The sequence below is a fragment of the Maritalea myrionectae genome, from assembly GCF_003433515.1.
Classification (GTDB): domain Bacteria; phylum Pseudomonadota; class Alphaproteobacteria; order Rhizobiales; family Devosiaceae; genus Maritalea; species Maritalea myrionectae.
Genome location: NZ_CP021330.1, coordinates 2,351,925 through 2,365,715 on the forward strand (window position 1 = coordinate 2,351,925; position 13,791 = coordinate 2,365,715).

Sequence of the window (13,791 nt, forward strand, 5' to 3'; positions counted from 1 at the left end):
CGCCACATGTGGTTTGGTACTAAAAGCCTCAAGCGCATGTGATGATCACTCGGTTTGAGTTCCACACAGTGTTCCTCTTTCGAAGGTCTTATCCGAATCTGGAATAAGCCGGCAATGTAGATTTGCTACACTCGAAATTTGTCAGTGCTTGTTGTTCAAAAAATGACCTTCCGAAACAAACAAAATTAATCTCTGTTTATCAGCAGGATAGTTCGATTATTTCGCTAGTTTCAGTTGAGTGACGATCAAAATTTTTAACATTTGATCAAAAGAATCTTTCATTTTTACTGGTTCAACCAATTGACAGAAAAAACCATTATCAGTACCAATCATATATTGGTTTAGAAATTGGTCAGATGCGTGAGAGCGCATTGGGGGGAAGGAAAACCGTGTCGAACCACGCATCCAGTTTGCTGTCTGTTCGTGACTTATCGCTGTCATTGCCGGGGTCGGATGAAGCCTTTGTTGATGGTGTCAATTTTTCCGTGGAGCGCGGAGAAACCTTGTGCATTGTTGGGGAAAGTGGCTGCGGCAAAAGCCTGACTGCCTTGTCGCTTATGGGCCTGTTGGCGCCTGTTTTGACCAAGCGTTTGCAGGGCAAAATGGTTTTTGAAGGTCAAGAGATTGCGCTAACGGACTTGGATGCCTTGCGTGATTTGCGCGGCAATCGGCTCACCATGATTTTCCAAGAGCCCATGTCCTCTTTAAACCCTGCTTTTCGAATTAGTGACCAAATTGCCGAATGCTGGCAGCGCCACAATGATGGCGATGGGCGGGCACAGGCGCTGAACATTTTAAAACAGGTTGGTATTCCGGACCCTGAAAGCCGTTTAAACGATTATCCGCACCAATTGTCCGGGGGCATGCGCCAACGTGTAATGATCGCAATGGCCTTGGTGAATGAACCGGCCCTGGTGATTGCGGACGAGCCGACCACCGCGCTCGATGTGACCGTGCAATCCCAAATTTTGGACCTGGTGGCAGACCTGCAACGTGCGCGCAATATGGGCATGATGTTGATTACCCACGATCTGGGTGTTGTAGCACGCGTCGCGACCACAGTGGCGGTCATGTATGCAGGGCGCGTCGTGGAGCGTGGCACTGTTAATGAGATTTTCAACAACCCACAACACCCATATACGATTGGTTTAATGGCGTCGGTGCCCCGCATTTCAGGGCCTCGGGAACGGTTGACGGTGATCCCCGGCCGCGTGCCAGCACCAAATTCAATGCCGATGGGCTGCCGTTTTGCCACGCGCTGCCCGTTTGCAACGCCCGCCTGTTTGGAAACACCTGAAGAGCGCGAAATTGCGGATCAGCATTTGGTGGCCTGTCACCATGCGCCAATTGAAAATGGTGCGGAGGCCGTAGCATGAGCGTGATTGTTGAAGCCAAGCAATTGGTGAAGGAATTTGGCGTCGAAACGGCATTATTCGCCCCTAAAAAACGGGTGAAAGCGGTAAGCGGTGTCGATCTGGCCATTGAAAAAGGTGAGACTTTTTCCATCGTGGGCGAAAGCGGCTGCGGTAAATCAACTTTAGCGCGGTTATTGACGCGCCTTTTGGCGCCAACCGGTGGCGATGTGTTGATTGATGGGCAAGCTGTTGCTCGGCTGAAAGGCAAAGAGCTGACGAAGCTGCGGGGCAAAATTCAGTTTATTTTCCAAGACCCTTTCTCATCTCTCAATCCGCGCATGAACGTTGCTGCTCTGATCGCCGAGCCGATGGAAATTCACCGGCCTGATATTGCCCCGCAAGATCGGCGTGCAGAAGTGGCTCGATTGCTCGAGCAAGTGGGCTTGCGCGCCGAATATATGGATCGCTATCCGCACGAATTTTCAGGCGGCCAGCGCCAGCGCATTGGCATTGCCCGGGCGCTTGCGGCGCAACCGGAAATTTTGGTGGGCGACGAACCCGTTTCTGCGCTCGATGTGAGCGTGCAGGCCCAAGTGATCAATTTGCTGGGCGATTTGAAGGCCCAATTGGGGCTGACCTTGATTGTCATTGCGCACGATTTGGCCGTTGTCCGACATATGAGTGACCGCATCGCAGTGATGTATCTTGGCAAGGTCGTGGAGTTGGGACGAGCCGACGATGTTGTGGCCAATGCTCAGCACCCATACACCAAGGCTTTGATGAGTGCTGTGCCTGAAGCCTATGTCGGCGAGCGCGAAGCACCAATTGCGCTTGAGGGCGAAATCCCCTCGCCCATTGATCCCCCTTCCGGGTGCCGGTTCCGCACAAGATGCCCCTTTGCACAAGCAAAATGCGCCAGCGATGAACCGCTGCTGAGAACGGTGAGCGAAGGGCATTCAGTGGCTTGCCATTTCTATGAAGACATCGCGGCGCAAGACACAAAAAAAGACACAACAGAACACCCAATTTCTGAAATCGCTGCTCGACGTTTTGGACTTTTCCGCGCGGCAGTTTCCAAAACGACAGACCTAGAAAAGTCCGTTTCTGAGGAGGAAAAATGAACTTGCTAAAAACAACTTTTATGGCGGCTTTGCTGAGTGCGACCGCCATGACGGCTAGCGCCGCCAGCCTGAAAATCGGGCTGGAAAGCGACCCGGATGCTCTTGACCCAGATAAATCCCGCACATTTGTGGGGCGCATTGTGTTCACATCTATGTGTGACAAATTGGTGGACATCACACCGGATTTGGAAATTGTGCCGCAATTGGCAACAGAGTGGAGCACATCTGAAGATGGCAAAACACTGACGTTGAATTTGCGTGAGGGTGTAACCTTCCACGATGGCACTCCATTCAACGCCGAAGCTGTGAAAGCCAATATTGAACGCTCGAAAACATTTGAAGAGAGCGTGCGTAAATCAGAACTGACCAGCATTGAAAGCGTGGACGTTGTTGATGAATTGACGGTGCAATTCAACTTGTCCAACCCAGATGCACCTTTGATGGCGCAACTGGCAGACCGTTCCGGCATGATGATGGCGCCTTCTGCTTTGTCAGCAGATTATGCCAACAATCCAGTGTGCTCTGGTCCATTCAAATTTGTCAGCCGCAGCGCGCAAGACAAGATTGAGCTGGAAAAATATGATGGCTATTGGAATGCCGATGCCATCCAATTGGATGGTGTAAGCTATGTCATCATTCCAGATAGCACTGTGCGCTTGGCGAACCTGCAATCTGGTGATATTCACATTGTGAACCAGCTGGCAGCCACAGATGCGGAAACCGTTGAATCAACCGATGGTTTGCGCTTTGCCAACATCACTGGCCTTGGCTATCAAGGGCTAACCTTCAACCTCAATAATGGTGATATGGCGCAAAACCCGCTTGGGCAAAATGCCAAGGTGCGTGAGGCGTTTGATTTGGCGATCGATCGCGAAGCGATCAATCAGGTGGTGTTTAATGGCTTGTTCAAGCCAGCGAGCCAGCCTTACACACCAAACAGCCCTTATTTCAATCCTGACTATCCAGTTATTCAGCGCGACATCGAAAAATCGAAAGCGCTTCTGGCTGAGGCCGGGGTAGAAACTCCTGTTAAAGTGCAACTGCAGGTGCCAAACACACCAGTGACATTGCAGTTGGTTCAGGTGATCCAATCAATGGTTTCAGAAGCCGGATTTGAGGTTGAAATCATTGCTAAAGAATTTGCAACTCTGCTTTCAGACGCTGATGCGGGTGATTTCCAAATTACTCAAATTGGGTGGTCTGGCCGCATTGACCCGGACGGTAACATCCATGGTTTTGTGACCACGGGTGCCGGGTTCAACGATGGCAATTACTCGAATGAAAAAATCGACGAATTGCTCAATAGTGCACGCACAATTTCTAACCCTCAAGAACGTGCTGCACTTTACCAAGAGGCCATGGGCATTGTGGCTCAAGATCGCCCTCTGATCTATTTGTACCACCTTGGCTGGCTCTATGGCATTGACGAGAAGGTGCAAGGCCTAACCCTTTATCCAGACGGCATGTTGCGTTTGGAAGGCGTATCCCTCGAAAACTAAACTCCCTCATGGGGGCGCACGCGCCCCCATCCCTTCACGATTGTTGAGCAAGGGTGAAACTGGATTGAGCTAATGCTAACCTTTTTTCTTCGCCGCCTTTTGGTGGCTATCCCGACGATCATTTTGATTTCGGTCTTTGTGTTTTTGCTGCAAAAACTTTTGCCGGGCGACCCGGTATTGGCGATGGCAGGGGAAGATCGCGATCCAGAAACGCTGGCCCGTTTGCGCGAAATTTATCGCCTCAATGATCCGCTGCCCGTGCAATATTGGACGTGGATTAGCGGCATTGTGCAAGGGGACTTCGGCTCCTCCATTCGCACCGGACAACCGGTGTTGAGCCTGATTGCTGAAAAGCTACCTGTCACCCTGCAATTGGCCGCCATGTCCTTGTTTTTTGCCATTATCATTGGCATTCCCGCTGGCATTATTTCCGCGGTCAAAAAAGGCACATTCACGGACTTCACCGCCAATGTAGTGGCCCTGTCTGGCCTTTCCATTCCGAATTTCTGGTTGGGCATCATGCTGATTTTGCTGGTTTCCGTGAATTGGAAGCTCTTGCCAGCTTCTGGCTATGTGCCCCCAACCGAAGATCTGTGGCAATCATTGCGCACCATGTTGATGCCCGCCTTTGTGCTGGGCACTGCTTTGGCGGCAGCATTGATGCGTCACACACGCTCTTCCATGCTCGAAGTGTTGCGTCAGGATTATGTGCGCACTGCGCGCTCAAAAGGCCTTTATGAAAATAAGGTCATTCTCAAACACGCTTTCCGCAACGCGCTAACACCAATCGTGACGCTGGTGGCGCTTTTGTTTGGTGAGCTGGTGGCAGGCGCGGTTTTGACCGAGCAAATCTTCACCATTCCAGGCTTTGGCAAGCTGATTGTCGATGCCGTGTTCAACCGTGATTATGCGGTGGTGCAAGGCGTGGTGTTGATCACCGCTTTCGGCTTCATCTTTATGAACCTTATGGCCGATATGGCCTATATGCTGCTCAATCCAAGACTAAGGACACGCGCATGACCCAGTTGCAAGCAACGCCCTTGTCCCAAGATTCTGATGCGATTTTGGCGAAAAAGCCAGAAAGTCGCGCGTGGAAAAAATTCAAAGCGCACCCTATCGGTCTATTTGGTGCAGCCATTGTCATCGCCTTTATTGTGTTGGCCGCATTGGCGCCGCTGCTGCCAATCCAAGATCCCACTGCAACAGATTGGGGGGCGGTGCGCAAACCACCCTCTGCCGCGCATTGGCTGGGCACGGACGAAATTGGCCGCGATCTGCTTTCCCGCATGATTTGGGGCGCGCAAGCATCGCTGCTGGCGGGGGTTGTGTCGGTTGCGATTGCGGTTGGGCTAGGCGTGCCGATTGGCATTCTGGCTGGCTATTTCGGCAAATGGACCGATGCCATTATTTCTCGGTGCACTGAAGCACTTTTGGCCATGCCATTTCTGATTTTGGCGATTGCCTTGGCCGCCTTTTTGGGGCCATCGCTGACCAATGCCATGATTGCAATTGGTGTTGCCGCCACGCCAATCTTTATCCGCATCACCCGCGGCCAGGTTTTGAATGTGGCGGCGGAAGATTATGTGGAAAGCGCACGCGCCGTTGGCCTTTCAACGCCCAAAATTTTGGTGCGTTATATTTTGCCTAATGTGCTGCCACCGATTTTGGTGCAGGCCACGCTAACCGTGGCCACGGCCATCATCGCTGAAGCTTCGTTGAGTTTCTTGGGTTTAGGGCAGCAGCCCCCATCGCCCTCTTGGGGATCCATGCTCAATGTGGCGAAGAATTTTCTGAGCCAGGCGCCATGGATGGCACTTTGGCCGGGTCTCACCATTTTTCTTGTTGTTTTGGGCTTCAACCTTTTGGGCGATGGCCTGCGTGACGCGCTTGATCCGCGATCCGAATAAAGAGGAGTTTTTATGTCTGAGTTTACCACGCGCCCGGATATTCGCGGCACCTTTGGGGTGGTTACATCCACACACTGGATCGCGTCTGCCGCAGGCATGCGGATTTTAGAGCTCGGCGGCAATGCTTTTGACGCAGCGGTGGCCGCTGGCCTTGTGCTGCAAGTGGTAGAACCACACCTTAACGGTCCCGCTGGCGATCTTCCCGCCATTATCCATTTAGGTGACACCAATGAAACCAAGGTGCTTTGCGCCCAAGGCGTGGCGCCAGAAGCCGCCACCATTGAGCACTACAAAAATCTTGGATTGGAACTGATCCCCGGGTCAGGTTTCTTGGCGCTTGTGGTGCCCGGTGCATTTGATGGTTGGATGCTGATGCTGCGCGATCACGGCACCATGTCGCTTGCTGAGGTGATGGAACCTGCCATTCAATATGCACGCGATGGGCACCCTGTTTTGCCGCGCGTGTCTAAAACAATTGAGAGCCTTGGCTCCTATTTCAAGGAACATTGGCCAACAAGTGCTGAAACCTGGATGCCAGATGGCAGCGCACCTGAAGAATGGTCTTTGTTTAAAAACCCGGCCCTTGGTGCAACCTATCAACGCTTGGTAGACGATAGCGCGGACGCTGGTGACCGCGTGGCCGTGATCGATAAAGTCCGTGCCCTCTGGCGCGAAGGGTTCGTAGCGGATGCCATTTTCGACTATCTCAAAGATCGAAAAGTCATGGACGTATCGGAAAAAGAGCACGGCGCGGTGTTGTCGCCAAAAGATATGTCCGATTGGCGCGCCACTTGGGAAGAGCCATTGAGCGCCACTTATCACGGCTGGACCATCAGCAAAACGCAAAGCTGGTCGCAAGGCCCTGTGCTGTTGCAGACATTGAAAATTCTGGAAGGCTTTGACCTTGCGGCCATGGACCCATTGGGCGATGAATTTGTCCACACAGTGGTTGAGGCGATGAAGCTCGCCTATGCTGACCGCGAAGCCTATTATGGCGACCCGGCCTTTTTTGATGTGCCAATGGCGCAGCTTTTGTCTGAGGAATATGCGGCCGGACGGCGTAAACTAATCAGCGATAAAGCCAATATGGAGCAGCGACCTGGCCGATTGCCGGGGCTTGAGCATCTGGCCGACGCAGCAATTGCGCGGGCTGAAAAAGACTTTGAAGCAACAAGAGGGCTGAGCGCAGGCGAGCCCACCATGTCTCACCTCACAGAAAAGCGCGGCGATACAGTTCATCTCGACGTGATTGACCGTTGGGGGAACATGGTGGCCGCTACCCCGTCTGGCGGCTGGCTACAATCTAACCCAGTGGTGCCCGGTTTGGGCTTCCCACTTGGCTCACGGGCACAAATGTTCTGGCTGGAAGAGGGATTGCCCACCTCGCTGAAGCCGGGAGCCCGTCCTCGCACCACCCTCACCCCGTCCTTCGCTGAGAAAGATGGTCAGAAAATTGCCTTCGGCACCCCCGGTGGCGATCAGCAAGACCAATGGCAACTAATATGGTTTTTGCGCCATGTGCATCATGGCTTTGGGTTGCAGCAAGGTATGGACGCGTCTTTGTTTCACACAGAGCATTTCCAAGGCTCATTTTACCCACGGGCCGCACGCCCAGGCGAAATCACCGTTGAGCCAAGTTTTGGCGATGGCGTTATCGACGCTTTGCGTGCCCGGGGACACAAAGTCACAGTGGCTGACCCAATGACGGTTGGCCGTTTAACAGCCGCCATCCGCGATAAAGATGGTCAGTTGCGGGCCGGGGCGACGCCGCGTTTGATGCAAGCCTATGCTGTGGGCCGATAGGAGGATTTATGACCTATTCAATCGTTGCTAAAGACCCCAAAACGGGTTGGGTTGGCCTCATCGTTGCGAGCCGTTTTTTCGCGGCAGGTGCAGCGGTGCCGCATGTCAGTGCAGATTATGCCATCGCATCGCAAGCTTGGTTGAACCCCATTTGGGGCACACAAGGTCGCAAGCTTTTGGAGACCGGGGCCAGTGCTCAATCTGTTTTGGATCAGATGGTGGAACGCGATGCCGGGCGCGCCAGCCGACAGGCACATATGATCGACAAGCAAGGAAATGTAGCCGCTTATACGGGCAAAGATTGCATCGACTGGGCAGGCCATGAATTGGGTGATGGCTATTCGGTGGCTGGCAACATGCTGGCAGGTCCTGAGGTCGTTGCCGAAACCGCCCGCGCCTATCGTGAAAATCTTGACATGCCGTTTGCCGAACGGTTGATCTTTGCCATGGAAGCTGGCGAAAAAGCTGGCGGCGACAAGCGCGGCCGTCAATCTGCAGGGCTCGTTATTCATCGCGGTGAAGATTATGCCTGGCTAGACCTTCGCGCAGATGACCACGCCGATCCCCTCGCTGAACTGCGCCGCCTTTTGGCAGTGGCGGGTGAGCGTTATCTGCTCATTGCCGATTATTTGCCCACAAACGATCAATTTAGCGGCGTGCCGACCCGCGATGATCTGGACCAGAAGATTATTGACGCGGATGCGGAACGCGAGCGGCTTGGCATTGCCAGCAAGTCCCACGCATCGGAGCCCTTAGCATGATTGCGGGTATGGAACCTGCGGCTTTGATGCAGATTTTGCTTGTGTCGATGGGCGCTGGCGTGGCGGGCGGCATTTTGGCCGGATTGCTTGGCGTTGGTGGCGGCATTGTGATCGTGCCTGCCCTTTATATCGCGCTGGGCTCAACAGGCATGGACCCTGCCCTCACGATTAAAGTGGCGGTCGGCACCTCATTGGCCACCATCATTTTTACCGCCCTTTCCTCTGCCCGCGCGCACCAAAAGCGCGGTGCAATTGATTGGCAGATTTTGCGTTATTGGGCGCCCTCCATCATGGTGGGTGTGGTGCTTGGCGGCTTTTTGGGCGGCTATGCTGATGGGCAATTGATGATCCTTGTCTTTGTGGTCACAGCCTTTTTGGTGGCGCTCGATATGATTTTGCGCAAAGGCAGTGATGCGCCCGAACCTCGTTCCTTCCCGGGCTATATCTGGATGATTATGGGCACGATTGCTGGGGCAATCTCTGCAATGATGGGGATTGGCGGGGGCACGGTGTGTGTGCCGATTTTCAATTTTCTGGGCTATGATATCCGCAAGGCAGTGGGCACAGCTGCGGCCATAGGCTTTGTGATCGCTGTGCCGGGGGCGATCGTTTATGCCTTCACCGGATTGGGCGTTGAAGGTCGTCCGCCATTTTCATTCGGCTATATCAATTTATTGGCCGCTGCTGCGATTATTCCCCTCACCACTATTTTCGCGCCCTTGGGCGCAAAATTGGCGCACACTATCCCGCGTCGTGCCCTAAGGCTGGCATTTGGTGCATTTTTAATGCTAACTGCAATCCGCATGGTGATGGACTTACTTTGAGGCAATATGACAAGCACACAAGAGAACTACGCAGATATCGAGCAAAGCTTGCGTGAAGGTTTGATATCTGGTGTTTTTTTAAAAGACGGACGTTTAATCGCAGAGCGAGAGCTCGCCAAGCGATTAGATGTTTCGCGCACCAAGTTGCGGCGTGTGCTTGATTTGTTGGAGCAAGATGGCGTGATTTTTCGCCGCCAAGGGCAAGGCACGTTCTTGCTTCCGCCGCCATTGCCCAATCAACCTCGCGTGCAGCAATTGGCGTCTACAGTGACCCCGCGCGAAGTTATGGAAGTTCGTTTGGAAGTGGAGCCAGCCCTCGCGGCACTGACCGCAGAACGCGCGACCGGCGATGATTTAAGGCAATTGCAGGGCTTTGCTGAGGCAACAACAAATGCCCGTTCGACAGATCAATATGAGCGCGCGGACGATATCTTCCATTATAAGATTGCCCAGATGGCGAAGAACCCGCTTTTCCTTGCCATATACGAAGAAATTCGCGCCGTGCGCCAACAAGCTGGCTGGACCGAACGCCGCGCGTCCACCTATTCAGAAGAAACCATTGCTGAACTCGGCGTTGAGCATAACGACATTCTAAACGCGATCAGCGCCAATGACCCGCGCGCCGCCGCGCTTTCCATGCGCAAGCATCTGGTTCATGTGTCAAATACCATGTTGCGCGACCGCTGGTATGATTAGAGCTTTTTGTTCTGAATAGGTGCATTTCCCTTTTCGTGATCAAGGGCCATCTAGCCCCCTTTTTGCTTGTCTCTAACGGTCACATATTGTGTGTTCTAAACTTGACACCGTTGGCCACTTTTAGTTCCCGAATGAATTTGATGATTGCCGGGGTATATATGCCATGGATCAAGGGCGTACCACCATCACCACCGTCAAAATTGTTCCCATGGCAACTGACCCAGTCTGCTTTAAGATAACTTCTCCTTTGGTCACGAGCGGCAACAAGGTTGGCACGACAACTGCAACTTGGCGCGACAATAAATCTTGTCACCGATCAATTGCACTCTTTCGTCTTTAGCTGGCGTGGGCTGGTTTTTTTGGGGTCTGGGACCTAAATAGACGACCTATTCCTTTTTCGGGCATTGGGGTGACATGACGGTTGTGCGGACAGAACAGGCATAATTGTCTTGCCAAAATGAGGCACGCCATTAATTGATATCCACCAGCTTATGGCCACTAAAGACGATGTTTCATGTTTTTGTCATCGTTGCCGTCTTCGCACCGATAAGCTTATTTACGATGTAGGCCGACGCAGAAAAGTAAATCATTTCAGAGATCATTCCGGCGACTGCCTCCTGCCATGAATAGTCTGGTCCGATCGCCTGACCAACCTCTCCAAACCCGAACATCGTCATCCAGATCGCGGCGTAAAGGGGCCAGCGCCCCTCGAAGGATTCTCGTGCAACATAATAAATCCAGACAAATGCAAGTGCGGTACCCGCTTTGGAAACAAACACACCTAACAAAAACAACAATGGAGACTCTCCAGGAGGCTCCAGTCCACTAACCGACGAAAAAAGCCCGTAAACAACAATCGGTACTACGAATATTGTTGCAAGAACAAGAAGAGTGGTCAGTGCCAACCGTATCATCATCTACCCCTTAGCCATAAAGCCTTTGTGGAATGGTCGAGATTGCGCCCAATGTAACACCAAGTATGAGTGTCAATTTTGATGCAGCTCAAGTGTCGAAGAATTTGCTCGATTGCACACAAACCGGCCAAATCGCATTTGAGCGATAGCGACGTAGAAACAGCTATGGTCCCTTCTACACCGGACTTCACTGCCATGCAGCATAGGAACAATGGAAGAATAGAGTCGAAAATCTGGCGTGAAGCTTTCAGGATAGGAAAACGGTTTTATCGGTCCGAAGCAATCATTCGCTGCTCAAGTTATTTAATCCATTCCCAGTCAGTAATCGAAATCCTAAAATCAAGTTTTGGGTTTCAGTGAACAATTATTCAGTCTTACAAACTGCTGACAAGACATCCATGATTTTTCTTACAATGAATTACCTTAGCGAAACCGAGCGTAGTACCGAACGCCGTTCACCATAAATGGCCACGCAATTCAGACAGCGCGACTATTGATATATCAGTTCGCCTAATTATGATCCCAAAACCCTCGTGTCCAAACAGATATGAGCGATGTGTTTTTGAATCGGCATCTATCATAGCTCTATTGCGTTGCCTACTTTTCGACGGGTGAAGCGATCCGCAACGCGTAAACACCTTTCCTTGCAACGACCGACCGGAACGGTCGATGTTTAGCTAAGCTGAATGCAGATTCACCCAACTGGATCAGGGCGTGGCGAATTAATCCACATTTCAATTTGCACTTTTGCGTCTTTGGGCAATCTTGCTTCACTAATGGAAATGGTGGGTTGTGAGGTCGGCCATGCCTCATCGAATATAGTTTGGAATGGAATTGCATCCTCAATTTGCGAAACTATGACGGTTATTCTGAACACATCATTGAGTTCACATTTTTGTTCTTTAAGTTGAAGCTCGCAGTCATTCAGCGCTTGCGCCGCCATCGTCTTGAAATCTGTTGTACTTGTTGGCGCTAAATTGCTTATGATGGACCTGACCTGACTTGCGGTGCTAGACCGTCGTGTCGATGTGGTGTCGCGACTGGTAAGGCGACGGGAAGCAATGGTCTGTTGCCCTCGCAAGAATGAATCAATACCGTCAGGGCTCGAGCCCATTGGATTGGGCAGGTACCCAATAAACCCGGAAATGAACCAGCGGCCTTTGCGCTTTTTGCAAAAATAAATCGTCTGCCAGTTCAAAATCTCGACGCCACCATCGGCCAGGGCGATCGTACCGTCAAATTTTTTGTGTGCCACTGCAAAAGAACCATTGATTTCGATGTCCCGCAAAGTGGTGGCACGAAAATGTGCCTGCACGGGGTCTTCGGCATATTCTGTTTCGGCAGTTTGTTGTGCAAACGCCACCCATTCTGCCGCATAGGCACTTAACTCACCAAAGGCGGCGCTCCAGGAATCAGGATTGCCAGAGTTCCCGCTGTTAACGCCGAAAAACTCTTCGCTAATGAAGTCCGCCTCATGCGCGCTCCAATCTTGCGCTGCAAAGGCCATAATGTCGCGTCTTACCAGCATTTCCCAGATTTCAAATCGATCCGCGTCAGCTATATTGAATGGATTGACGGCTTTTTGCATTTCTCCCCCCATGGACTCTGGCAAAGCGTGGCGCAAATAGGCTGATTTCAACCACCGCACACTCACCAAAACAATCTTCGAGTATGAGAACTAAATAGAAGTAGTTTTACAACGTCAACTGCAAAATTTTGCTAAATGATGATAATTGCGTGTCGAAAACCAAAATTGATGCCTAAAAAGCGTAGCAAAATAACGCAATTTTCTGCTATGTAGGCGAATGGGTTGTTGGCGCGACCTCCGTGAAACTGTGCGTTGGTGTGGCAAGACTGGGCCGAAAATGATCGAAAGTGGGGTGCTTGCGTGAGTGATCTTCCAAAAAATCAGGGTACGCTGAAGGATCGACGCACCGAGATTTTGCGCGGCGCACCGCTAAGGGAAAGCTCCGATATTTTAGAGCATTTGCGTCAGCTCTTGCCCAAGCTGCACCGGGCAGAGCAAAATGTTGCGCAAATCATTTTGAATGATCCTCAATGGGTGATCAACAACCCCATTAAACAACTCGCAATTCGCGCAAAAGTTAGCGAGCCCACCGTTATGCGGCTTTGCCGCAAGATGGAGTTGCAGGGCTTTGCAGCCTTCAAGCTGAAGCTCGCCCAGGATCTGGTTGTGGGAGAAATGCTGGATCTGGCAGACGATGCGGGAAAAGATAGTCAAACCTCGTTTGCACAACTGGTTCATAGCTATGCGTTTCAGGCATTGCGACAAGCCGCCAATCCACTGAACGACAAATTATTATCGGAACTTGCCACACAGATTAATGCGGCGCGCCGCATATTTTGCATGCCCACGGACAGTCGCGCCCTTGGCCTTGCGACCGAGGCTGAAGCTCGCTTTTTCCGGCTTGGCATTGCATCCAGGTGCACTCAAGGCCGCTTGGATCAGGATGCTCTTGCAAGGGAAGCGTCCAAGGGCGATTTGCTTTTGTATTTCTCCATGGAGAAAGATCAGCACTACGCGCTCGAAGGAGTGATGCAGGCAAAAGAAAACAAGGTCTGCATTTGCGCAATCGTACCGCACGGAAGTCCTTTGGCTTCTGTTGCGGATTTGTTTGTACCGTTCGATCCGAGCATCTTTTTAGACGAGCAAAATCATATTCACAGCAACAAATATGCTGAGCTATTTTTGTTGGATTGCATTGAACTGGCCATTGCCTCTGTTCGCAACTGACGTCGCCCCTTCCAATCTCGTTTGCTATATTTTTCAAATATTTGGCGGGACTTTTACCCGCTATGATTTGACAATTCACCGGCCCTGAGACGCCCAAAATCCAGCTCGGCACATCACCAGTGCCAGCTTTGATCAATTTTTGCCTATTGCGGATAG

12 protein-coding genes are annotated in these 13,791 nt (G+C 51.7%); 10 read left to right on the forward strand and 2 right to left on the reverse strand.

Annotated elements, in window-relative coordinates; translation table 11 throughout:
* Positions 1–356: 356 nt before the first annotated feature.
* The 9 genes from MXMO3_RS11870 (at position 357) to MXMO3_RS11910 (ending at position 9,966) form a co-directional block, all read left to right on the forward strand.
* Positions 357–1,376, forward strand: a complete 1,020-nt coding sequence (locus MXMO3_RS11870) for an ABC transporter ATP-binding protein (protein WP_117396012.1) — start codon at positions 357–359, stop codon at positions 1,374–1,376.
* Positions 1,373–2,476: an ABC transporter ATP-binding protein gene (locus MXMO3_RS11875; protein WP_117396013.1), complete on the forward strand. Its 1,104-nt coding sequence runs from the start codon at positions 1,373–1,375 to the stop codon at positions 2,474–2,476. Before MXMO3_RS11870 ends, MXMO3_RS11875 begins: the two co-directional genes overlap by 4 nt.
* Positions 2,473–3,975, forward strand: a complete 1,503-nt coding sequence (locus MXMO3_RS11880; protein ID WP_117396014.1) for an ABC transporter substrate-binding protein — start codon at positions 2,473–2,475, stop codon at positions 3,973–3,975. Before MXMO3_RS11875 ends, MXMO3_RS11880 begins: the two co-directional genes overlap by 4 nt.
* 72 nt (positions 3,976–4,047) lie before the next feature.
* Positions 4,048–4,995, forward strand: a complete 948-nt coding sequence (locus tag MXMO3_RS11885; RefSeq protein WP_117396015.1) for an ABC transporter permease — start codon at positions 4,048–4,050, stop codon at positions 4,993–4,995.
* A complete protein-coding gene (locus tag MXMO3_RS11890) occupies positions 4,992–5,882 on the forward strand; it encodes an ABC transporter permease (RefSeq protein WP_117396016.1) in 891 nt (296 codons plus the stop codon). Before MXMO3_RS11885 ends, MXMO3_RS11890 begins: the two co-directional genes overlap by 4 nt.
* A 12-nt stretch (positions 5,883–5,894) precedes the next feature.
* Entirely contained in the window at positions 5,895–7,685 is a 1,791-nt protein-coding gene (locus MXMO3_RS11895; RefSeq protein WP_117396017.1) for a gamma-glutamyltransferase family protein, read from the forward strand.
* Positions 7,686–7,693: 8 nt separating this feature from the next.
* Positions 7,694–8,446, forward strand: coding sequence for a DUF1028 domain-containing protein (locus tag MXMO3_RS11900; protein ID WP_117396018.1), 753 nt, complete (start codon positions 7,694–7,696; stop codon positions 8,444–8,446).
* Entirely contained in the window at positions 8,443–9,270 is an 828-nt protein-coding gene (locus MXMO3_RS11905) for a sulfite exporter TauE/SafE family protein (protein ID WP_245985738.1), read from the forward strand. Before MXMO3_RS11900 ends, MXMO3_RS11905 begins: the two co-directional genes overlap by 4 nt.
* A 6-nt stretch (positions 9,271–9,276) precedes the next feature.
* Positions 9,277–9,966 (forward strand): FadR/GntR family transcriptional regulator, encoded by a 690-nt coding sequence (locus MXMO3_RS11910; RefSeq protein ID WP_117396019.1) that lies wholly within the window; start codon positions 9,277–9,279, stop codon positions 9,964–9,966.
* Between the two features lie 512 nt (positions 9,967–10,478).
* Here MXMO3_RS11910 and MXMO3_RS11915 read toward each other — a convergent pair.
* On the reverse strand, positions 10,479–10,880 hold the full coding sequence (locus MXMO3_RS11915) for a hypothetical protein (RefSeq protein ID WP_117396020.1): 402 nt from the start codon (positions 10,878–10,880) through the stop codon (positions 10,479–10,481).
* A gap of 694 nt (positions 10,881–11,574) precedes the next feature.
* Entirely contained in the window at positions 11,575–12,387 is an 813-nt protein-coding gene (locus MXMO3_RS19065; protein ID WP_342773344.1) for a RidA family protein, read from the reverse strand.
* Between the two features lie 381 nt (positions 12,388–12,768).
* On the opposite strand from MXMO3_RS19065, the gene MXMO3_RS11925 reads away from it, so the two are divergent.
* The gene (locus tag MXMO3_RS11925; RefSeq protein WP_162889244.1) at positions 12,769–13,635 is read left to right on the forward strand and encodes a MurR/RpiR family transcriptional regulator; all 867 of its coding nucleotides are present in this window, start codon (positions 12,769–12,771) and stop codon (positions 13,633–13,635) included.
* The last annotated feature ends 156 nt before the right edge of the window (positions 13,636–13,791 follow it).

Bases quoted from the DNA above. Each gene is read 5' to 3' on its own strand.
- MXMO3_RS11870 (WP_117396012.1), top strand. From the start codon at position 357: ATGCGTGAGAGCGCATTGGGGGGAAGGAAAACCGTGTCGAACCACGCA.
- MXMO3_RS11875 (WP_117396013.1), top strand. From the start codon at position 1,373: ATGAGCGTGATTGTTGAAGCCAAGCAATTGGTGAAGGAATTTGGCGTC.
- MXMO3_RS11880 (WP_117396014.1), top strand. From the start codon at position 2,473: ATGAACTTGCTAAAAACAACTTTTATGGCGGCTTTGCTGAGTGCGACC.
- MXMO3_RS11885 (WP_117396015.1), top strand. From the start codon at position 4,048: ATGCTAACCTTTTTTCTTCGCCGCCTTTTGGTGGCTATCCCGACGATC.
- MXMO3_RS11890 (WP_117396016.1), top strand. From the start codon at position 4,992: ATGACCCAGTTGCAAGCAACGCCCTTGTCCCAAGATTCTGATGCGATT.
- MXMO3_RS11895 (WP_117396017.1), top strand. From the start codon at position 5,895: ATGTCTGAGTTTACCACGCGCCCGGATATTCGCGGCACCTTTGGGGTG.
- MXMO3_RS11900 (WP_117396018.1), top strand. From the start codon at position 7,694: ATGACCTATTCAATCGTTGCTAAAGACCCCAAAACGGGTTGGGTTGGC.
- MXMO3_RS11905 (WP_245985738.1), top strand. From the start codon at position 8,443: ATGATTGCGGGTATGGAACCTGCGGCTTTGATGCAGATTTTGCTTGTG.
- MXMO3_RS11910 (WP_117396019.1), top strand. From the start codon at position 9,277: ATGACAAGCACACAAGAGAACTACGCAGATATCGAGCAAAGCTTGCGT.
- MXMO3_RS11915 (WP_117396020.1), bottom strand. From the start codon at position 10,880: ATGATACGGTTGGCACTGACCACTCTTCTTGTTCTTGCAACAATATTC.
- MXMO3_RS19065 (WP_342773344.1), bottom strand. From the start codon at position 12,387: ATGGCCTTTGCAGCGCAAGATTGGAGCGCGCATGAGGCGGACTTCATT.